The sequence below is a fragment of the Geodermatophilus aquaeductus genome, assembly GCF_900182545.1.
Classification (GTDB): domain Bacteria; phylum Actinomycetota; class Actinomycetes; order Mycobacteriales; family Geodermatophilaceae; genus Geodermatophilus; species Geodermatophilus aquaeductus.
The window spans coordinates 129,803-150,044 of the sequence record NZ_FXTJ01000005.1 but is presented as its reverse complement, the minus strand read 5'-3'; the positions used below and the strand labels follow the sequence as shown (position 1 = coordinate 150,044).

Here is a 20,242-nt window from a genome sequence, read left to right as displayed (position 1 = left end):
CGACTAACCTGGGCCGGTGACCTACCTCGACCACGCGGCCACCACGCCGGTGCTCCCCGAGGTGCTGTCCGCCATGACCGAGCAGTGGGCCCGGGTCGGCAACGCCTCGTCGCTGCACGCCAGCGGCCGCGCCGCGCGCCGGGACGCCGAGCAGTCCCGCGAGCGGCTCGCCGAGGCGCTGGGCGCCCGCCCGTCGGAGGTGCTCTTCACCGGCGGCGGCACCGAGAGCGACAACCTCGCGGTCAAGGGCCTGTTCTGGGCGCGGCGGGAGGCCGACTCGCGCCGGCGGCGGCTCGTGGTGAGCCCCGCGGAGCACCACGCCGTCCTCGACAGCGCCGAGTGGCTCGCCAAGCACGAGGGCGCCGAGGTCACCTGGCTGCACCTCGAGCCCACCGGCCGCGTGACGCCCGAGGCGCTCGCCGACGCGCTCGGCGACGGCTCCGACGTCGCCATGGCCAGCGTGATGTGGGCCAACAACGAGATCGGCACGGTGAGCGACGTCGCCGCGCTGGCCGACGTCGCGCACGCGGTCGGGGTGCCGCTGCACACCGACGCGGTGCAGGCCGTCGGCCAGGTGCCGGTCGACTTCTCCGCCAGCGGCGTGGACGCGCTCACCATGACCGGGCACAAGCTCGGCGGCCCGATGGGCGCCGGCGCGCTGCTGCTGCGCCGCGACGCCGAGTGCACGCCGCTGCTGCACGGCGGTGGCCAGGAGCGCGACGTCCGGTCGGGGACCCTCGACGTCCCGGCCATCGTGGGCCTCGCCGTCGCCGCCACCACCGCCGTCGCCTCGCGCGTCGAGCGGGCCGCGCGGCTGGCGGCCCTGCGCGACCGGCTGGTGGCCGGCGTGCTTGAGCAGGTGCCCGACGCGCAGCTCAACGGCGCGCCGCTCGACGACGTCCTGGCCGGTGGGCCCGGGCGGCTGCCGGGCAACGCGCACCTGTCCTTCCCGGGGGCCGAGGGCGACGCCCTGCTCATGCTGCTCGACGCCCGCGGCATCGAGTGCTCCACCGGCTCGGCCTGCAGCGCCGGCGTCGCGCGGCCCAGCCACGTGCTCACCGCCGTCGGCGCCGAGGCCGACCGGGCGCGCAGCTCGCTGCGGTTCAGCCTGGGGTCCACGAGCACCGACGCCGACGTCGACGCCCTGCTGGCCGTGATCGCCCCCGTGGTCGAGCGCGCCCGCCGCGCGGGGAGGGGGCGCTAGTGCGCGTCCTCGCCGCCATGAGCGGGGGAGTGGACTCCGCGGTCGCCGCCGCGCTCGCCGTCGACGCCGGGCACGACGTCACCGGCGTGCACCTGGCGCTCTCGCCGGACCGGCAGACCCTGCGCAGCGGCGCCCGCGGCTGCTGCAGCGTCGAGGACGCCCACGACGCGCGGCGGGTCGCCGACGAGCTGGGCATCCCGTTCTACGTCTGGGACCTCGCCGAGCGGTTCACCGAGGACGTCGTCGACGACTTCGTGGCCGAGTACGCGGCCGGCCGCACGCCCAACCCGTGCCTGCGGTGCAACGAGAAGATCAAGTTCACCGCGGTGCTCGACCGGGCGCTGGCGCTGGGCTTCGACGCCGTCGTCACCGGTCACCACGCGCGGCTGGCCGACGGGGAGCTGCGCCGGTCGGTGGATGCCGCCAAGGACCAGTCCTACGTCCTGGGCGTGCTGACCGCCGAGCAGCTGGCCGGGGCGCGGTTCCCGCTGGGGTCGATGACCAAGGAGCGGGTGCGCGCGATCGCCGCCGAGCGCGGCTTCGCCGTCGCCACCAAGCCCGACTCGCACGACATCTGCTTCATCCCCGACGGCGACACCCGCGGTTTCCTCACCCGCCGCCTCGGCGCGCAGCCGGGGCCGGTCGTCGACGCCGCCACCGGTGCCACGGTCGGCACGCACGAGGGCACGCACGGGTTCACCGTCGGCCAGCGCCGCGGGCTGGGCATCGCCGTCGGCGACCAGCGGCCGCGCTACGTCCTGTCGATCGAGCCGGTCACCCGCACCGTCACCGTCGGGACCGCCGAGCTGACCGGCGTCGCCCGCGTGCGCACCGCACCGCCCACCTGGACCGGTCCGGTGCCGGAGCTCCCGCTGCGGGCGCAGGTGCAGCTGCGGGCGCACTCGGCCGCGGTCGCGTGCACGGTGACCGCCGGTGCGGACGGCGGGCTGGTCGTCGACCTCGACGAGGCGCAGCGCGGCGTGGCCCCCGGGCAGTCGGCGGTCCTCTACGCGCCCGACCGGGCGCGCGGCGACCTGGTGCTCGGACAGGGGACCGTCGCCGGCTGACGGCGTATTCCCCAGACGTCACCTGGCGGGTCTGGTGCCGGACTGGTACGTCACCTAACGTGTCCGGCGAGCCACTCCCTGAGCACGGCTACATAGACCGGCTCACGATCCTCGCTCCCGGCCACCGTCCCGGTGACCCGGCCGCCCGTCCCCGGAGGACTCCTTGCGCAGAACGCGCCTCTCCCTCGCCGCCGCTGCCGCGGTGGCGACCACGGCCGGCCTGCTGGCCGTGCCCACCGTGGCGCAGGCAGCGCCGAAGGACGTGACCGTCCAGCTGCTGGCCATGAACGACTTCCACGGGCGGATCACCCCGCAGTCCGGCGCCGACGGCACCCTGGCGACCTCGCCGGGCGCCGACGGCACCTACGGCACGGCCGACGACAGCAGCGTCCCGGTCGGTGGCGCGGCGCAGATCGCCGCCACTGTCCAGCGGCTCGAGACCGCCTTCCAGGACACCACCCAGGGTCCGTCGACGTCGTTCTTCGTCGGGGCCGGCGACCTGGTCAGCGCCTCGCCGTTCGAGTCCAGCGTCTACAAGGACGAGCCGACCATCGAGGCCCTCAACGCCATGGGCCTGGACGTGTCCTCCGTGGGCAACCACGAGTTCGACCGCGGCACCGAGGAGCTGCGCCGCATCTCCGCCGCCACCGACGGCACCTACAGCGACGACGTCACCGCGTGCGAGGGCATCACCCCGGGTGTCGACGGCTGCTTCGGCACCGGTGAGCACGCCTTCCACGGCGCGGAGTTCCCCTACCTGGCCGCCAACGTCATCGACAAGGCGACCGGCCAGCCGATGCTGCCGCCGTACCAGGTGTTCCGGACCCCGGCCAACCAGCGCTTCGCGGTCATCGGCGTGGTCACCGAGACCACCCCGAGCATCGTCTCCCCGGCCGGTATCCAGGACGTCACGTTCATCGACGAGGCCGAGGCCGTCAACCGCTGGGTGCCGGTGCTGCAGCGCCAGGGCATCCAGGCCATCGGCGTCCTCATCCACGAGGGCGGCGCGGTCACCGACGCGAACGCCGCGCCCACGGCGAACGACTGCACCGGGCTCAACGGCCCGATCGTCGACATCAACGCCCGCACCTCGGCCGCCGTCGACCTGATCGTCAGCGCCCACAGCCACAACGCCTACAACTGCCGCCTGACCGACCCGAGCGGCAAGCCGCGCCTGGTCACCCAGGCCGGCTACTACGGCCGGCTGATCACCGACATCCGGCTGCCCATCGACCGCAGCACCGGTGAGGTCAACCGGACGTCGGCGGCCTACGGCGCCACCAACGTGCCGGTGACCCGCGAGGCCGCCGACCCCGAGGTGCAGTCGATCGTCGACTACTGGAACGGCCGCTCGGCCGAGGCCCGCAACCGGGTCGTCGGCAGCGCGACGGCGACCATCGGGGCCTCCGGCTCGGCCAACCGGGCCACCGAGCAGCCGATCGTGAACCTGGTCGCCCAGGCCCAGCTCGAGGCCCTCAGCGGCGCGGTGTTCGGCAGCCCGGTCATCGGCTTCACCAACCCCGGCGGCGTTCGCACCAACATCGCCGCCGGCGAGGTGACCTACGGCGAGCTGTTCGACGTGCAGCCGTTCGGCAACACGGCCAACGCCCTCACGCTGACCGGCGCGCAGATCGACGACGTCCTGGAGCAGCAGTTCCAGCTCAACGGCGGCCCGCGCAACACCCAGCTGGTCCTGGGGACGTCGCAGGGGTTCACCTACACCTACGACCTCGACCGGCCCTACGGCGACCGCGTGCTCGACGAGACCATCGCCCTCGACGGGACGACCCTCGTCGCGACCCAGCCGTACCGGGTGGTGGCCAACTCGTTCCTCGTCGGCGGCGGTGACGGCTTCGCCGCGTTCACCGGCGGGACGAACGTGGCGACCGGCCCGTTCGACGTCGACGCCCTGGTCGCCTACTTCGCGACGCGGTCCCCGGTCAGCCCGCCGCCCGCGAACCACGGCACGGCCATCTGACCCACCGCACCACCCCGGGCCGGTCGGCCCACGGCGGCGGCGGTACTACCGTCGCCGCCGTGGCCACCCCGACCGAGCCCGAGACCAGTCCCGACCCGAGGCCGGCCCCCGCAGCGTGGGGGCCGGCCTCGGGCGTCGGGTCGGTGCCCGGCACCGACCCGGCCGAGGCGTTGCGCGTCGTGCTGGGCGAGCTGCCCGGCCTGCCGCACCTGCCCGAGCTGCCCGCCCGCGGTGCCGGCGCCGACCTGATCGGGCGCAGCGCCGCGCTGCTCGTCGACCTCGCCGTCGACCTCACCCCCGCCGGCTGGCGCCTCGTGCCGCGCGCCGGGCGGGACCTGCGCCGCGCCCAGGAGTTCCTCGCCCGCGACCTCGACGCGCTGCACGACGTCGCCGAGCGGCACCGGGGGCCGTTCAAGGTCCAGGTCGCGGGGCCGTGGACGCTGGCCGCCGGCCTCGAGCGCGAGCGCGGGGAGCGGGCCGTCGTCGACCCGGGTGCCCGCCGCGACCTCGGGCAGTCGCTCGCCGAGGGCATCGCCGCGCACGTCGCCGCCGTCGCCGCGCGCGTGCCGGAGGCGCAGGTCGTCGTCCAGCTCGACGAGCCGTCCCTGCCCGCGGTCCTGCAGGGCGCGCTGCCGACGGTGAGCGGCTTCGGCCGGCTGCCCGCCGTCGCCGCGCCCGACGTCGAGGCGGAGCTGGCCGCGGTCGTCGCCGCCGTCCCCGCGCCGGTGGTCGTGCACTGCTGTGCCGACCGGGCGCCGCTGGACCTGCTGCGCGCAGCCGGCGCCGCCGGGCTGTCGTTCGACCTGGGGCTGGTCCAGGACCTCGACGCCGTCGGGTCCGCGGTCGACGCCGGCGTCCACCTGCTGCCCGGCGTCGTCCCCGGGACCGACGCGGCCCTGCCGGCGCCGAAGGCCACCGCCTCGCGGCTGCAGGCGTGGTGGCGCGAGCTCGGGTTCCCCGCCGACGACCTGCACGAGGCGGTGACGCTCACCCCGGCCTGCGGGCTGGCCGGCGCGAGCCCGGCCTACGCGCGGGCCGCCATGACCCACGTCAGCGAGGCGGCGCGGTACCTCCTGCCGGAGTGACACCCCGGCAGGGGGAACGGCGGGTTGGGCGTCGTAGCCGCCGGATACCGTCGTCGCCGTGAGCACGGACGCGGAAGTCGATGCCCCGCAGGTCGCCGCGGTCGCCGACCGGGAGGACCTCACCGAGGTCCCCGACGGGGCGCGCACCCGCCACCGCGACCTGTCCGAGGAGCTGGACCGCTACGCCTTCGCGTACTACGTGCGCGACGAGCCGCTGGTCAGCGACGGGCAGTACGACGAGCTCATGGCCGAGCTCAAGGCCGTCGAGGCCGAGCACCCGGCGCTGGTGACCCCGGAGTCGCCGAGCCAGAAGGTCAACGGCGGCTTCACCGCCACGTTCGCGCCCGTGCAGCACCTCGAGCGCATGCAGAGCCTCGACAACGTCTTCAGCCGTGAGGAGCTGGAGGGCTGGGCCGCCCGCGTCGAGCGCGACGCCGGCAGCGGCGTCAGCTGGCTGTGCGAGCTGAAGATCGACGGTCTGGCCGTCGCGCTGCTCTACGAGAGGGGTCGGCTGGTCCGCGCCGCCACCCGGGGCGACGGCGTCACCGGCGAGGACGTGACGGCCAACGTCCGCACGATGCAGGACGTCCCGCAGCGGCTGCCGGGGGAGGACCTGCCCGAGCGGCTGGAGGTGCGCGGGGAGATCTACTTCCCGGTCGCCGCGTTCGCCGACCTGAACGCGTCCATGGTCGAGCAGGGCAAGCCGCCCTTCGCCAACCCGCGCAACGCCGCCGCCGGCTCGCTGCGGCAGAAGGACCCCCGGATCACCGCCTCCCGGCGGCTGCGGCTGATCGTGCACGGGATCGGGGCCCACGACGGCTGGCAGCCGGAGCGGCAGTCGGACGCCTACGTCCGGCTGCGCGAGCTCGGCCTGCCCACCAGCGACCGGTACCGGGTGGTCGAGGACCTCGCCGGCGTGTGGGACTTCGTCGAGGAGTACCGGGAGAACCGGCACTCGGTCGAGCACGAGATCGACGGCGTCGTCGTGAAGGTCGACCAGGTGGCGCTGCAGCGGCGGCTGGGCTCGACCTCGCGGGCGCCGCGCTGGGCGATCGCCTTCAAGTACCCGCCGGAGGAGGCCACCACCAAGCTGCTCGACATCCGGGTCAACGTCGGGCGCACCGGGCGGGTCACCCCCTTCGCCTACATGGAGCCGGTCAAGGTCGCCGGCTCCACGGTGCAGCTGGCCACGCTGCACAACGCCAGCGAGGTGCAGCGCAAGGGCGTGCTCATCGGCGACACGGTCGTCATCCGCAAGGCCGGGGACGTCATCCCCGAGGTCCTCGGCCCGGTGGTCGCCGCGCGCACCGGTGACGAGCGTCCCTTCGTCATGCCGACGCGCTGCCCCGAGTGCGGCACGGAGCTGCGGCACGAGAAGGAGGGCGACGCCGACATCCGCTGCCCCAACGCGCGGTCGTGCCCGGCGCAGCTGCGGGAGCGCGTCTTCCACGTCGCCGGCCGCGGCGCCTTCGACATCGAGAACCTCGGCTACGAGGCGGCGATCGCCCTGCTGGCCGAGCACCTGCTCGAGGACGAGGGCGACCTCTTCTTCCTCGACTCCGGGAAGCTGGAGCAGTCGGCGTTCTTCACCAAGAAGGACGGCACGCTCTCGGCCAACGGGCAGAAGCTGCTGGCCAACCTCGAGACGCGCAAGGACGTCCCGCTGTGGCGGGTGCTGGTCGCGCTGTCGATCCGGCACGTGGGCCCCACGGCCGCCCAGGCGCTGGCCCGTGACTTCCGGTCCCTCGACCGGATCGCCGAGGCGTCGGAGGAGGAGCTGGCCGCCGCCGACGGCGTGGGCCCGACCATCGCGCGCTCGCTGCGTGACTGGTTCGCCGTCGACTGGCACCGCGAGGTCGTGGAGAAGTGGCGGCGGGCCGGGGTGAGCCTGGCCGACGCCGGTGAGGACGCCCCGCCCGGACCGCTGACCGGCGTCACCGTGGTGGTCACCGGGTCGCTGCGCGACCACAGCCGCGACCAGGCGATCGCTGCCATCCAGGAGCGCGGCGGCAAGGTGACCGGCTCGGTGTCGAAGAAGACCGGCTTCGTGGTGGTCGGCGCCGACCCCGGCAGCAAGTACGACAAGGCCGTGCAGGTGAAGGCGCCGATCCTCGACGACGACGGCCTGCGGGTGCTGCTCGAGGAGGGGCCCGAGGCCGCCCGCGCCGTGGCGACCATCGGCGACGGGAGCGAACCGCCGGCGGAGTGACGCCGGTGGTCGCGGGTAGGGGCGGAGTCCACCCCTCCGGAAGGACCTCCGCGTGTCACTGCCCGACGCCCTGCTCGACCTGCTCCGCCGTCCCAGCCCCTGCTTCCTGTCGACCCTCATGCCCGACGGCTCGCCGCAGATGACGCAGACCTGGGTGGACACCGACGGGCGGAACGTCCTGATCAACACCGTCCGGGGGCACCAGAAGGTCCGCAACGTCGAGCGCGACCCGCGGGTGGCCCTCAACGTGGCCGACCCCGACGACCCGAGCCGCTACTTCGAGGTGCGCGGCCGCGTCACCGAGGTCACCGAGGACGGCGCCCGCGAGCACATCGACGAGCTGTCCCACCGCTACATCGGCCGCCCGTACCCGTGGTTCGGCGGCCGGGACCAGGTCCGCCTGCTGGTCCGGATCTCCCCGGAGAAGGTGACCTCGCCGCGCGGCTGAGGACCGCCCGCCGTCAGGCCGGTCCCCGCCAGACGGAGACGTGCGCGCGGCTGTCGCCGGCGAAGGGCCGGCGCCGCCAGTCCTCCCACCGGTCCTCCGACACGAGGCCGGCCAGCCGGGCCATGAGGTCCAGCTCGGCGGGCCAGACGTAGCGGAACGGGACGGACACGACCTCCAGGCGGCCGTCGGTGACCGTGTAGTGGTGGGAGACGAGTCCCTGTCGTGCGACGTCGTACTCGTCGAACCCGAGCCGGGTGGGTGACAGCGCGAACGGACGGGCACGCTCGCCCGGCGGGAGCCGCTGCAGGTCCGGGACGCCGACCTCGACGACGAAGCGCCCGCCGGGGCGCAGGTGCCCGGCGGCGTTGGCGAAGCAGGCGACCTGATCCTCCTGGCTGGTCAGGTTCATCACCGTGTTGAAGACCAGGTACACGACGGCGAACGTGCCCTCGACCCGCGTTCTGGCGAAGTCGCCGATGCGCACCGGGATGCGCGCGCCGCCGGGCTTGGCCCGCAGCCTGGCGACCATGTCCGGCGAGAGGTCGATGCCGTGCACGGGCACGCCGCGCTCGCTGAGCGGCAGGGCCAGCCGGCCGGTGCCGATGCCGAGTTCGAGGGCGGCGCCGCCGTCGGCGAGCTCGGCGAGCAGGTCGACCGCCGGTCCGACCACGGCGGGGTCGAACATCTCGGCCGACGACTCGTCGTAGTGCTCGGCGACGCGTCCGGCGAAGTGGTCGGCGGTCATGTCCCGGCACCGTGCCCGACGTCCCGGCCGGAGGCGAACGCTTTCCGGGACCGTTCGACTGGGCTCAGTACGGCGGTGGCTCGGTGGTCGCGGTCAGGCCGCTCGGGGTGGTGACGGTGAGGGTGCCGTCGGGGGCGAGGGTGTGTCGCCAGCTGGGTGCCTGGTGCTTGCCGCGGTGGTGGCCGGTGCAGTAGCCGGTGAGGTTGCCCGCGGCGGTGGGTCCGGCCGGCCAGGGGACGGCGTGGTCGAGTTCGCCGCTGCGCGGGACGCGGCGGCGGCAGCCGGGGAAGCGGCAGCGGCGGTCGCGGGCGCGGACGTGTCGGTCGAGGGCGACGCCGGGCCGGTAGCCGGCGGTGACCCCGGGGACGCGCAGGCCCACGCCGGTGGTCGCGGCGCGACGCAGGGCGGGCAGGTCGGTGAGGGCGAGCAACGCGCCGGTCAGCGCGTCGGTGAGCACCAGGCGCGGCCGGTCGGCCAGCCCACCGCCGCCCGTTGACGCCAGCAGGCCGGCGAGCGCCCGGCGGGCCTGATCGGTGGCGGCCCCGAGCGCGGTGAGGGCGTCGGGGGCGGCGGTGACCCGCCCGGCGGCGCTGTGCGCCCAGGCGGCCTCGTCGGCGGCGTCGGCCCGGGCGGCGGTGGACACGAGGCGGTGGGCGTGGCCGAGGGCCTGCTGGGCGGCGAGGACCGCATCCCCGGCATCGTCGACCGCGCGGTCGGCCCGCGCCCACCAGCCATCCGGGGGACCGGCTGGGTGCGGAGGTGGTGCGGAGTGGGGCCGTGCCGGGAGGTCGGGTGGCCCGTCCTCGTCGATGAACTGCGGTGGCGGCTCGGCATCGAACTCCCCGGCCAGCACCCGACGCTCCATCTCGGCCCACCACGCCGCCAGTTCTCCGGCCTCGGCCTCGTAACGCGCCGCCTCAGCGGCGGTGACGCCGAGCAGCGCCTGATCGCCCAGCGGGGAGTCATCGCCGGCGGCGCCCTGCCCTCCACGGCCACTGCCGCTGTCGGTTTTGGCGATGTTGGCGGTGTCGGCCGGAGCGGTGTCGGCCGGAGCGGTGTCGGCCGGGGCGGCGGTGGTGACCAGCGGATGGCCGGTCAGCGCGGCCAGCAGCGCGCGGACCGTCTCGGCGGGCACCACCTGCCCGTCGATCTCGCACGGCTGGTCCCCACCCAGCAGCGCGCCCAGCGGCGCGATCACCGACAGGACCACCTGCACCGGCGGCAGGCCGGTCTCACTGGGGCGCAGCACCAGGTCGAGCAGGCAGTCGGCCATCGTCTGCCCGCGGCTGCGCCCGTCGGCGGGCAGCGCGTCGGCGTAGGCGCCGAGTGCGGCCACCAGGGCCGCGGCCTCCGGGGTGGTCAGCAGCGCCGAGACCACGCTCATGCCCTCGCACCGGTCGGGCCGGGCCGTCACGCCGCGGCGGCGGATCGCGTCGGTGAGGTGGCGGGCGGCGTCGCGGGCGTTGTGCCGGGCCACCACGCGGCGCACCCGGTCGCCGAGTTGGGCGGGGTGGTGACCCGGTGCCGGGCGCCCATCCAGTCCAGCAGCTCGTTCTGCACGCGGGTGCGCAGCGCGTCGTCGGCGATGGGGGCGACGTGTTCGAGCAGGCACCACAGGTGCCCGGGGTGCAGCACGCCCGCTTCCAGGGCGTCGAGGACGAGGGGCAGTCGCTGGTCGAGCAGCAGCGCGCGCTCGAGTTCGTCCTCGGCCCGCTGGCTGCTGACGTCGAGTGCGATGGCCAGCTCCGGGGTGGCCCACTCGCTCACCGGTCGCAGCACCGCCGCCCGTGCCGCCCACCGCTCGGCCGACATCGCGCCCGGCTCGCCCTGTGCCCGGTCGGCCGAGGCCGGGCGGGTGGCGGCGAACGCGGCGATCGCGCGGTACCGCCGTGCCGTCTGACGCGAGATCTCCCGGCTGGCGGCCTGCACCTCACCCAGTGGACCGGACGCCCAGCCCACGCCCGGAGGCGTCGCGGCCGGCGGGTCGAGCACCGCCGTCGAGGATCCCGTCACGTACTCGATCATACGTTCGAACAGAACGTCGCACAACAGACTGTGGACACAGAACCCGCAGGTCAGAGCGGGGACAGGTCGGCCTGGGTGCGCGGGCCATGCGCGAGAGAACGAGGCGGAGGGCTGTGACGGAACCGGTGCGATGGCAATGCCATGCGGCGCCCGTCGGCGTCGGGCTGGTGGAACGGCCCGGCCCCGTGGGGGGAGGCGGCGTCAGGCCGGTGGCAGGTGGGCGACGCCGGCGGCGATGCCGGTGAGGTGGGTCAGCCGCAGGAGCTCCGAACGCCGGTAGACCGGCCCGCCGGAGCGGCCCAGGACGACGGCGGTGCGGGGGTCGCCGAACGGCGCCGCCATCATCTCCACGGCCATCTCCCGCCAGCGCTCGGGCAGCCAGTCGTCCTCGCTCGGCAGGAGCAGCGGCGAGGACAGGGGCAGCCACGGCAGCGGCATGCCGTCGAAGGCCGGGGCCGCGTCGGAGGCGGCCAGCACGGAGCAGCCGTCGTCGCCGGCCTGCAGCACCGCCGCCCAGCCGCTGTGGAAGACCCGCGGCAGCTCGACGGCCAGCAGCTTGACCGCGGTGCCCTCGGCGGCACGGGCCAGCTCCTCGAGCAGGTCGAGCTCGCGGTGGGTGTCCAGCGGGCCGGCGAAGGGCCGCAGGGTCTCCACCTGCACGCCCGGCACCGCCTGGGCGGCGGTGATCAGGCTGTCGGGCAGCCGGTCGGGTGGCAGGTCCACCACGATGTCGTCGACGGCGACGCCGCCGCCGCGCTCGAGCACGTCGACCGAGACGATGTCGATGCCGGCGGCGCCCAGCGCGGTCGCGACCGCGCCCAGCAGACCGGGGCGGTCGGGCACGACAAGACGCAGGAGATAGGACACGGGTGCCTCCGCAGGCGACGAGGTGCGAGCCGATCTCCGTCGATCGTGGTCCCGAGCAGCTTCCCGCACGGGCGGCCGGGGGTCGAGCACCGGACGGCGCCGGACCGGGCCCACGTACAGTGGCCAGGTTGCGTCCCTGGCGCCGGCCGGCGCCGACGACAGGAGTCCTCCCTCTTCATGAGCACCCAGCCCGAGCCCGATCCCGGCGCGCACCCGGCCCTCGACCGCCAGGACATCGCGCACCTCGCACGGCTGGCGCGGCTGGCCGTCACCGACGAGGAGCTGGACCGCTTCGCCGGTCAGCTGGGCGCGGTCCTCGACGCGGTGGCCCGGGTGCAGCGCGCCGACGCCGGCGACGTCGTCCCCACGACGCACGCCGTCCCGCTGACCAACGTGCTGCGCCCCGACGTCGTCACCCCGTGCCTGCCCCGCGACGTCGTCCTGGCCGGCGCCCCCGCCGCCGAGGACGGCCGTTTCCGCGTGCCGCGCATCCTGGGGGAGGAGGAGTGAGCGACCTCACCGCCCTCCCGGTCACCGCGCTGCAGGCCGCGCTGGCCTCCGGCGAGACCTCCGCCGTCGAGGTCACCCGCGCCCACCTCGACCGGATCGCGGCCGAGGACGGCGACCTCGGCGCCTACCTCCACGTCGACGCCGACGCCGCACTCCAGCGGGCCGGCGAGATCGACGCGAGCGGCACCGCCGGCACCGGCCTGGCCGGCATCCCGGTGGCGCTCAAGGACGTGTTCGTCACCGAGGGCGTGCCCACCACCAGCGGCTCGCGCATCCTCGAGGGCTGGCGCCCGCCGTACTCGGCCACGGTCGCCAGCCGGCTGCACGACGCCGGCACCGTCCTGCTCGGCAAGACCAACATGGACGAGTTCGCGATGGGCTCCTCCACCGAGAACTCCGCCTACAAGGTCACCCGCAACCCGTGGGACCGCGACCGCATCCCCGGCGGGTCCTCGGGCGGCTCCAGCGCCGCGGTGGCCGGCCGGCTCGCGCCGTTCGCGCTGGGCACCGACACCGGCGGGTCGATCCGCCAGCCCGCCGCCGTCACCGGCCTGGTCGGGCACAAGCCCACCTACGGCTCGGTGTCGCGCTATGGCCTGATCGCCTTCTCCTCGAGCCTGGACCAGGCCGGTCCGATGGCCCGCACGGTCATGGACGCCGCCCTGCTGCACGAGGCGATCGGCGGCCACGACCCGCGCGACTCCACGTCCATCGACGCTCCGGTCCCCACGGTCGTCGAGGCCGCCCGCCGCGGTGCCGGCGGCGACCTGTCGGGCCTCCGGGTCGGCGTCGTCCGGGAGCTCGGCGGCGAGGGTGCCCGCGACGGCTACGACCCCGGCGTGCTCGAGCGGTTCACCGAGGCGGTGGCGCTTCTCGAGGCGGCCGGCGCCGAGGTGCGGGAGGTGTCCTGCCCGGCGTTCGACCTCGCGCTGCCGGCGTACTACCTGATCGCGCCGAGCGAGGCGTCGTCGAACCTGGCGCGCTTCGAGGGCATGCGGTTCGGCATCCGGGTCGGCGACGACGGCAGCCGTGACATCGACGAGGTCATGGCGCTCACCCGCGAGCAGGGCTTCGGCCCCGAGGTGAAGCGGCGGATCATCCTCGGCACGTACGCGCTGTCGGCGGGCTACTACGACGCCTACTACGGGCAGGCCCAGAAGGTCCGCACGCTCATCAACCGCGACTTCCTCGCCGCCTTCGACGACGTCGACGTGCTGGTCAGCCCGACCAGTCCCACGGTGGCCTGGCCGATCGGCGCGCGCGTCGACGACCCACTGGCCATGTACGCCGCCGACCTGTGCACGCTGCCGGCCAGCCTGGCCGGCGTCCCGGCCATCTCGGTGCCGTGCGGGCTGTCCGAGGGGCTGCCGGTCGGCCTGCAGGTGATGGCCCCGGCGCTGTCCGACGACCGCTGCTACCGGGTCGCCGCCGCCGTCGAGGCCGCGCAGGGCGCCCCGCTCGCCGACCGGCTCGCGGAGCGTGCCGCGTGACCGGCCCGCTCAAGGCCGCCTGGGGCCTGACCGCCTTCGTCGTCCTGGCCGGCCTGGTGCTCTGGCTGGTCACCGGCGAGGCCGTCTTCGCCGTCTTCATCGTCCTGGGCGTGCTGACCGGCATCGGAGCCTGGGTCACCGGCCGCAGCACCGCCCCGAAGGGAGGGCCCACCCCGTGAGCGAGACCCTCGTCGACCTCGACGACGTCCTCACCCGCTACGAGCCGGTCATCGGCCTGGAGACCCACGTCGAGCTGGGCACCGAGTCGAAGATGTTCTGCGGCTGCTCGACGACGTTCGGCGCCGAGCCCAACACCCAGACCTGCCCGGTCTGCCTGGGCCTGCCCGGCTCGCTGCCGGTGGCCAACGCCGCGGCCATCGAGTCGACCATCCGCATCGGGCTGGCCCTGGGCTGCCGGATCGCCGCCTGGTCGCGGTTCGCCCGGAAGAACTACTTCTACCCGGACATCCCCAAGGGCTTCCAGACCAGCCAGTACGACGAGCCGCTGTGCACCGCGGGGCACCTCGACGTCGAGGTCGACGGGCAGACCTACCGCGTGGAGATCGAGCGGGTGCACCTCGAGGAGGACACCGGCAAGAACCTGCACGTCGGCGGGGCCACCGGCCGCATCCACGGCGCCGACCACTCGCTGGTCGACTTCAACCGCGCCGGCATCCCGCTGGTCGAGATCGTCACCCGCCCGGTGCCCGGTACCGGCGCCAAGGCCCCCGAGGTCGCCCGCGCCTACGTCACCGAGCTGCGCGAGATCATCCAGACGCTCGGCGCCTCCGACGTCCGCATGGAGCAGGGCAGCCTGCGCTGCGACGTGAACACCTCGCTGGCCCCGGTCGGCAGCCTGGAGTGGGGCACCCGCACCGAGACGAAGAACGTCAACTCGCTGCGGTCGGTGGAGCGGGCGGTGCGCTACGAGATGCGCCGGCAGGCCGCCGTCCTCGACGCCGGCGGCCGGGTGGTGCAGGAGACCCGGCACTTCCACGAGGACACCGGCAGCACGTCGCCGGGCCGCAGCAAGGAGGAGGCGACCGACTACCGGTACTTCCCCGAGCCCGACCTCGTGCCGCTCGCCCCGGACGCCGAGTGGGTGGAGAAGCTCGCCGCCGACCTGCCCGAGCTGCCCGCCGCCCGGCGCACCCGCCTGCAGCAGGAGTGGGGCCTGTCGGGCACCGAGATGACCTGGCTGGTCAACGCCGGGGCGCTCGGGCTGGTCGAGCAGACCGTCGCCGCGGGTGCCTCCCCGGCCGAGGCCCGCAAGTGGTGGCTCGGCGAGCTGGCCCGGCGCGCGAACGACGCCGGCGTCGAGCTGGCCGACCTCGCCGTCACCCCGGCGCAGGTGGCCGAGCTGACCGCGCTGGTCGCCGAGGGCACGATCAACGACAAGCTCGCCCGGCAGGCCCTCGACGGCGTGCTGGCCGGCGAGGGCGACCCGCGCGCCGTCGTCGCGGCCCGCGGCCTGGCGGTGATGGGGGAGTCCGACGAGCTCGTCGCCGCCGTCGACGCCGCGATCGCCGGCGCGCCCGACGTCGTCGAGAAGGTGCGCGGCGGCAAGGTCCAGGCGCTCGGCGCGCTGGTGGGTGCGGTCATGAAGACCACCCGCGGCCAGGCCGACGCGGCCACCGTCCGCCGGATGCTCGAGGAGCGCGTCCTCAGCAGCTGACGACGTGCACTTCCGCGGATCTGCACCGTGCAGATCCGCGGAAGTGCGCGGTCAGAGCGGCGAGGAGCCGGTCGACGACGGCGGCAGGATCCGCAGCACCTTGTCGTCGTCCTCGGCGGGCGTGCCGATGCCGTCCCTGTTGGACGTGGTGACCCACAGCCCGCCCTCGCTGTCGAGGACCACCGTGCGCAGCCGGCCGTAGCGCCCGCCCAGCAGCTCGGTCGGGTCCTCGGCCACCCCGCCGTTGCCGTCGACCTGGACGACGGTCACCCGCTGGCCGTCGAGCGCGCCGAGGAACACCGTGGTGCCGGCCGCGGCGCAGCCGCCCAGCCCACCTTCGGCGTTGCCGATCTCGAGCAGGGGCGTGATCGTCCCGGCGCCCGCGGCCGGCCAGCCGTGGTCGCTGCCCTCGACGAGCTCGTTGAGCTCGTCGGGCCCGGCGCTGGACTCGTCGACGGCGTAGAACGTGCCCGCCTCGTCGCCGGAGGGGCAGACGGCGGTGACGTCGGAGAAGCCGCGGCTGAACACCGGGCCGGCGCCGCTGACGGGCTGCCCGAAGACGTCGACGTGCAGCACCTTGCCGCCGAGCGAGGCCGGGTCCTGCGCCAGCGCCGGGTTGCCGGTGTCGCCGGTGCCGACGAACAGGGTGCCGTCGGGCGCGAACGCCAGCCCGCCGCCGTTGTGGACCTCGCCGCGGGGGAGCCCGGTGAGCACCGGGTTGGGCGTGCCGCCGATCGGGAAGCGGACGACGCGGTTGTCGGTGGCCGTCGACACGTAGGCGTAGAACAGCCCGTCCTCGTCGAACGTCGGCGACAGCGCCAGCCCGAGCAGGCCGCCGTCGCCGGCGGTGTCGACGCCGGGGAGGACCATCAGCTCCTGCGCCGGCGAACGGTCGGGGAAGACCTGCAGCAGCCGGCCGGTCTCGCGCTCGCCCACGACCGCGCTGCCGTCGGGCAGCACGACCAGGCCGGTGGGCACCGTCAGGCCGGTGGCGACGACGTTGGGGTCCCCGCCGGTGGTGCCGGAGCCGGGGTCGGCGGGGTCGCCCGGCGCGGGTGCGGGGGAGGACTCGGTGGGCGGCCCGACCTCGGGCGGCGGGCCCTGGGGCAGCGGCCGGAACGGACCCGCCGGCTCGTAGCCGTCCTCGCCGCAGCCGGCGAGCACGAGGGTGAGCGCCACCGCGCACGCGGCGCCGGCCGCCCGTCCCCGCCTCACCCGCTCCACAGTACGGGCGGACGCCGTCCGGGCGGTGCGCGCCGAGCGGGACCCCGGACGCCCCGGGCCCGGTACGTTCCCCGCACTCACCTGTCCGGTACCGCGGAGGTCGGGAGGCGCGACGTGGCGGTCGGCAGCAGCGCGGCGGGCAGGCCGGGTACGCGACCGCAGGTGGTCGTGGTCGGGGGCGGGTTCGCCGGCCTGGCCGCTCTCCAGCGCCTGCAACGCAGCCTCCCGCCCGAGGCCGCCGACCTCGTCCTCGTCACGCCCACCGACTACCTGCTCTACAGCCCGCTGCTGCCCGAGGTGGCCACCGGCGTGGTGGAGGCCCGGCACATAGCGGTGTCGCTGCGGCGGCTGCTCCCGCGGGTGCGGCTGGTCCTCGGCCGGGTCGAGGACGTCGACCTGCCCGGCCGCACGGTCACCCTCCGCCCGGCGCACGGGGAGCCGGCGACGCTGCGGTGGGACCGGCTGGTCCTCACGCCCGGCTCGGTGACCCGCCAGCTGCCGGTGCCGGGCGTGCCCGAGCACGGCCGGGCGCTCAAGACGCTCGTGGAGGCGGTGTTCCTCCGCGACCACCTGCTCGAGCAGCTCGACCTCGCCGACGCGCTCCCCGACACCCCGGAGGGCCGCGCCGAGCGGGCCGCGCGGCTCACCGTCGTGGCGGTCGGTGCCGGGTACACCGGCACCGAGGTCGTGGCCCAGACGCAGCGGTGGCTGCGCCGCATCGAGAGCCGGTGGGACCGCACCCGGGCCGGCGATGTGCGGTGGGTGCTCGTCGACCTCGCCCCCGCGGTCCTGCCCGAGCTCGGCCCCGAGCTCGGGCGCCGCGCGCTGGACCTGCTCGCCCGCCGCGGCGTCGAGGTCCGCCTGCGGACGTCGGTGGTGTCGGCCGACGAGGAGGCCGTCGTCCTGACCGACGGCGAGACGGTCCCGACCCGCACTCTCGTCTGGGGCGCCGGGGTGGTCGCCTCCCCGCTGGTCGGGCGGCTGGGGCTGCCGCTGCGCCGCGGCCGGCTCGTCGTGGACGCCGACCTGTCGGTGCCCGGGGCTCCCGGCGTGTGGGCGGCCGGCGACGCGGCCGCGGTGCCCGACCTCGCCGCCCACCACGACGGGGGCGCGCTCCCGGACACCCCGCCGACGGCCCAGCACGCGCAGCGCCAGGGCGCCGGCCTCGGCCGCAACGTGGCCGCCGACCTCGGGGTGGGCCGGCCGCGCCGCTACCGGCACCGCGACCTGGGCCTGGTCGCCGACCTCGGCGGGTGGGACGCCGTCGCCCGCCCGCTCGGGATCCCGCTCACCGGCCCGGTGGCCAAGGTGGTCACCCGCGGCTACCACCTCTACGCGCTGCCGGCGATGGCCAACCGGGTGCGGGTGGCCGCCGACTGGCTGTTCCAGACGCTGCTGCCGCCGGAGTCCACGCAGCTGTCCGTGGTCCGCCCGGAGGACGCCCGCACCGCCACCGCCCAGGGGATCGGCGCGGTGGAGCCGTCCGTCCCCTCCTAGTCTCGGCGTCCGTGGCCCCCGAGATCCGCGGCACCGACGTCGTCGGCCCCGACGAGACGCTGACCGTCCTCGTGCCCTCCGGCGCGATGGCCGACGCGGTGGCGGCGCTGTCGCCGCGGGTGCGCGCCCTCCGCGCCGACCCCGGCCACCGCCCACCGGCGGGGGAGGCCGCGCAGGCGCAGGTCTGGGTGCCGCGCAGCGGCGCCGAGAGCCCGACCGAGGAGTTCCTCGGCGCGCTCCCGCGGCTGCGGCTGGTGCAGCTGCTCAGCGCCGGCGCCGAGCGCTTCGTCGGCCGGCTCCCCGAGGGCGTCGTCCTGTGCAACGCCCGCGGCGCGCACACGCCGTCGACGGCCGAGTGGGTGCTGGCCGCCACGCTCGCCGCCCAGCGCGGCCTGCCCGAGCTGGTCCGCGAGCAGGCCGCCGGCCGCTGGACGCCGGGCACGTACTCCTCGCTGGTCGGCGCGCGGGTGCTCGTCGTCGGCGCCGGGGACATCGGCCGCCGGGTCGCGGCGATGATGACGCCCTTCGACGTCGACCTCACGTTCGTCGCGCGCACCGCCCGCGACGGGGTCCGCGGCACCGACGAGCTGCCGCGGCTGCTGCCGGAGGCCGACGTCGTCGTGGTGATCGTGCCGGTGACGCCCGAGACCACCGGCCTGGTCGACGCCGCCTTCCTCGCCGCGATGAAGGACGGTGCGCTGCTGGTCAACGCCGCCCGCGGGGTCGTCGTCGACACCGGTGCGCTGCTCGCCGAGCTGACCGCCGGCCGGCTCCGGGCCGCGCTCGACGTCACCGACCCCGAGCCGCTGCCCGAGGGCCACCCGCTGTGGTCGGCGCCCGGGCTGCTGCTCACCCCGCACGTGGCCGGGGCGGTGCCCGGGACCGCCGCCCGCGCGGAGGCCACCGTCGTCGCGCAGCTGCGCCGGGTCCTGGCCGGGGAGCCACTGGCCGACGTGGTCGCCGACTACTGACGGATCATGGGCGGGTGGCATCCCTCGCGCGCATGCGCCTGAGCCGGGTCGCGCTGCTCCCCGTCGTCTTCCTCGCCGTCTGCGTGCTCCCGTTCGCCGCGGCCTCCCCGTGGGCCGCGCTGGTCCTGCTGCTGCCGCTGGGAGCGGCGGTCTGGGTGCTGCGCGTCGGGGTCGACGTCGACGACGCCGCCATCACCACCCACGGCCTGCTCGGGCAGCGCCGGGTGGCCTGGGACGACCTGGCCGGCATCCGCGTGGGCCGCAACGCCCGGCTGCGGCTGGTCACCACCGGCGGCCGCGAGGTGCAGCTGCCGGTGCTGCGCGCCCGCGACCTGCCGCGCCTGGCGGGGTGGTCCGGCGGCCGGATCGACGTCCCTCAGCCCCCGGCGGGCTGACCGGCCAGCCGCAGCAGCCGCCGCGCGCTCTCGCTGCCGTCGGCCGCGGTGTAGACGACGAGCTGCAGCCCGGGGGCGTCGGCGGGCGTGAGCTGGTGGTGCTCGAGCAGCAGGCTGCCCACCTCCGGGTGCTCGAAGCGCCGCTCGGCGGAGCTGAAGCGGTCGACGTCGTGGCTGGCCCAGCCGGCGCGGAAGTGCGGGCTGGCCGCCTCGAGCCGGGTGACGAGGTCGACGACCGCCGGGTCGGCCAGCCGGTGGCCCACCTCGGCGCGGAACTGGGTGAGGAACCGCTGGCTGTCGCCCGGCCAGTCGGCGAGCAGCGCGCGGACGGCGGGGTCGGTGAAGACCAGCCAGAGCAGGTTGCGCCCGGCCGCGGGCACGGCGGCCACCCCGGGGTAGAAGCGCTCGTAGGCGCGGTTCCAGCCGGCGATCGACCAGTCCGCGGTGATGGCGTAGGCGGGGCAGTGGCCCAGCGCGTCGAGCAGCCGCTGCACGTGCCCGGGCATCCCGGCGGCCGCGCCGGCCGGTGCCGTGCCCCGGTGCCCGGTCAGCCGCAGCACGTACTCCGACTCCGCCGGCGACATCCGCAGGGTGCGGGCCAGCGCCTCGACGACCTGGCGCGACGGGCGGATGTCGCGGCCCTGCTCCAGCCACGTGTACCAGGTGGCGCTCACGCCGGAGAGCAGCGCGACCTCCTCCCGGCGCAGCCCCGGCGTCCGCCGCGGGCCGCCCGGCGGCAGGCCGGAGTCGCGCGGGTCGAGCTGCGCGCGGCGGGAGCGCAGGAACTCGGCGAGCTCCCGACGGGCGGTGGCGGACACGGTGGCTCCTGGGGTGGTGTCGGTACCAGTATCA

Annotated in this window: 19 protein-coding genes; 13 read left to right on the top strand and 6 right to left on the bottom strand. The window is 75.8% G+C overall.

The annotated features are described in order from the left end of the window. The first annotated feature begins 16 nt into the window (after positions 1 to 16). The 6 genes from FN207_RS14170 to FN207_RS14145 all read left to right on the top strand — a co-directional run bounded on the left by FN207_RS14170 (position 17) and on the right by FN207_RS14145 (position 7,991). Positions 17 to 1,204, top strand: a complete 1,188-nt coding sequence (locus FN207_RS14170; RefSeq protein WP_142459144.1) for a cysteine desulfurase family protein — start codon at positions 17 to 19, stop codon at positions 1,202 to 1,204. Further along, positions 1,204 to 2,271 (top strand): tRNA 2-thiouridine(34) synthase MnmA, encoded by a 1,068-nt coding sequence (gene mnmA / locus FN207_RS14165; protein WP_185938342.1) that lies wholly within the window; start codon positions 1,204 to 1,206, stop codon positions 2,269 to 2,271. The genes FN207_RS14170 and mnmA overlap by 1 nt, the downstream gene beginning before the upstream one ends. Positions 2,272 to 2,434: 163 nt before the next feature. Then, on the top strand, positions 2,435 to 4,249 hold the full coding sequence (locus FN207_RS14160; protein ID WP_142459143.1) for a bifunctional metallophosphatase/5'-nucleotidase: 1,815 nt from the start codon (positions 2,435 to 2,437) through the stop codon (positions 4,247 to 4,249). A 59-nt stretch (positions 4,250 to 4,308) separates the two neighbouring features. After that, positions 4,309 to 5,334 (top strand): uroporphyrinogen decarboxylase/cobalamine-independent methonine synthase family protein, encoded by a 1,026-nt coding sequence (locus FN207_RS14155; RefSeq protein WP_142459142.1) that lies wholly within the window; start codon positions 4,309 to 4,311, stop codon positions 5,332 to 5,334. A 58-nt stretch (positions 5,335 to 5,392) separates the two neighbouring features. Then, positions 5,393 to 7,543 carry an NAD-dependent DNA ligase LigA gene (gene ligA / locus FN207_RS14150; RefSeq protein ID WP_142459141.1) on the top strand — a complete coding sequence of 717 codons (2,151 nt, stop codon included), beginning with the start codon at positions 5,393 to 5,395 and terminating at the stop codon, positions 7,541 to 7,543. Between the two features lie 52 nt (positions 7,544 to 7,595). Beyond that, complete coding sequence (locus FN207_RS14145) at positions 7,596 to 7,991, top strand: PPOX class F420-dependent oxidoreductase (protein ID WP_142459140.1); 396 nt, start codon at positions 7,596 to 7,598, stop codon at positions 7,989 to 7,991. Positions 7,992 to 8,004: 13 nt separating this feature from the next. On the opposite strand, the gene FN207_RS14140 is transcribed toward FN207_RS14145, so the two are convergent. The 4 genes from FN207_RS14140 to FN207_RS14130 all read right to left on the bottom strand — a co-directional run bounded on the left by FN207_RS14140 (position 8,005) and on the right by FN207_RS14130 (position 11,628). Next, positions 8,005 to 8,736, bottom strand: coding sequence for a class I SAM-dependent DNA methyltransferase (locus FN207_RS14140; RefSeq protein WP_142459139.1), 732 nt, complete (start codon positions 8,734 to 8,736; stop codon positions 8,005 to 8,007). Between the two features lie 64 nt (positions 8,737 to 8,800). Beyond that, positions 8,801 to 10,216, bottom strand: coding sequence for an HNH endonuclease signature motif containing protein (locus FN207_RS14135; protein WP_246066053.1), 1,416 nt, complete (start codon positions 10,214 to 10,216; stop codon positions 8,801 to 8,803). Beyond that, positions 10,147 to 10,749: a hypothetical protein gene (locus FN207_RS26960; RefSeq protein WP_246066052.1), complete on the bottom strand. Its 603-nt coding sequence runs from the start codon at positions 10,747 to 10,749 to the stop codon at positions 10,147 to 10,149. The genes FN207_RS14135 and FN207_RS26960 overlap by 70 nt, the downstream gene beginning before the upstream one ends. A 213-nt stretch (positions 10,750 to 10,962) precedes the next feature. After that, positions 10,963 to 11,628, bottom strand: coding sequence for an ACT domain-containing protein (locus tag FN207_RS14130; protein ID WP_142459138.1), 666 nt, complete (start codon positions 11,626 to 11,628; stop codon positions 10,963 to 10,965). Between the two features lie 177 nt (positions 11,629 to 11,805). Between FN207_RS14130 and gatC the strand changes: the two genes are divergently transcribed. The 4 genes from gatC to gatB are packed head-to-tail and all read left to right on the top strand — an operon-like array spanning position 11,806 to position 15,303. Next, positions 11,806 to 12,138 carry an Asp-tRNA(Asn)/Glu-tRNA(Gln) amidotransferase subunit GatC gene (gene gatC / locus FN207_RS14125; protein ID WP_142459137.1) on the top strand — a complete coding sequence of 111 codons (333 nt, stop codon included), beginning with the start codon at positions 11,806 to 11,808 and terminating at the stop codon, positions 12,136 to 12,138. After that, positions 12,135 to 13,628, top strand: coding sequence for an Asp-tRNA(Asn)/Glu-tRNA(Gln) amidotransferase subunit GatA (gene gatA, locus FN207_RS14120; protein ID WP_142459136.1), 1,494 nt, complete (start codon positions 12,135 to 12,137; stop codon positions 13,626 to 13,628). Before gatC ends, gatA begins: the two co-directional genes overlap by 4 nt. Then, complete coding sequence (locus FN207_RS14115) at positions 13,625 to 13,807, top strand: hypothetical protein (protein ID WP_142459135.1); 183 nt, start codon at positions 13,625 to 13,627, stop codon at positions 13,805 to 13,807. The genes gatA and FN207_RS14115 overlap by 4 nt, the downstream gene beginning before the upstream one ends. Next, positions 13,804 to 15,303, top strand: a complete 1,500-nt coding sequence (gene gatB, locus FN207_RS14110) for an Asp-tRNA(Asn)/Glu-tRNA(Gln) amidotransferase subunit GatB (protein WP_142459134.1) — start codon at positions 13,804 to 13,806, stop codon at positions 15,301 to 15,303. Before FN207_RS14115 ends, gatB begins: the two co-directional genes overlap by 4 nt. 51 nt (positions 15,304 to 15,354) lie before the next feature. On the opposite strand, the gene FN207_RS14105 is transcribed toward gatB, so the two are convergent. Beyond that, on the bottom strand, positions 15,355 to 16,518 hold the full coding sequence (locus FN207_RS14105) for a PQQ-dependent sugar dehydrogenase (protein ID WP_246066051.1): 1,164 nt from the start codon (positions 16,516 to 16,518) through the stop codon (positions 15,355 to 15,357). Between the two features lie 123 nt (positions 16,519 to 16,641). Between FN207_RS14105 and FN207_RS14100 the strand changes: the two genes are divergently transcribed. Genes FN207_RS14100 through FN207_RS14090 form a run of 3 tightly spaced genes read left to right on the top strand, consistent with a single transcriptional unit; the run spans position 16,642 to position 19,390 of the window. Further along, a complete protein-coding gene (locus tag FN207_RS14100) occupies positions 16,642 to 18,024 on the top strand; it encodes an NAD(P)/FAD-dependent oxidoreductase (protein ID WP_142459132.1) in 1,383 nt (460 codons plus the stop codon). An 11-nt stretch (positions 18,025 to 18,035) separates the two neighbouring features. After that, on the top strand, positions 18,036 to 18,995 hold the full coding sequence (locus FN207_RS14095; RefSeq protein ID WP_246066050.1) for a 2-hydroxyacid dehydrogenase: 960 nt from the start codon (positions 18,036 to 18,038) through the stop codon (positions 18,993 to 18,995). A 14-nt stretch (positions 18,996 to 19,009) separates the two neighbouring features. Continuing rightward, complete coding sequence (locus FN207_RS14090; protein ID WP_246066049.1) at positions 19,010 to 19,390, top strand: PH domain-containing protein; 381 nt, start codon at positions 19,010 to 19,012, stop codon at positions 19,388 to 19,390. Here the strand turns inward: FN207_RS14090 and FN207_RS14085 are convergent. Then, positions 19,372 to 20,208 (bottom strand): helix-turn-helix transcriptional regulator, encoded by an 837-nt coding sequence (locus tag FN207_RS14085; protein ID WP_246066048.1) that lies wholly within the window; start codon positions 20,206 to 20,208, stop codon positions 19,372 to 19,374. The two genes, FN207_RS14090 and FN207_RS14085, sit on opposite strands and share 19 nt — an antisense overlap. Positions 20,209 to 20,242 lie beyond the last annotated feature (34 nt).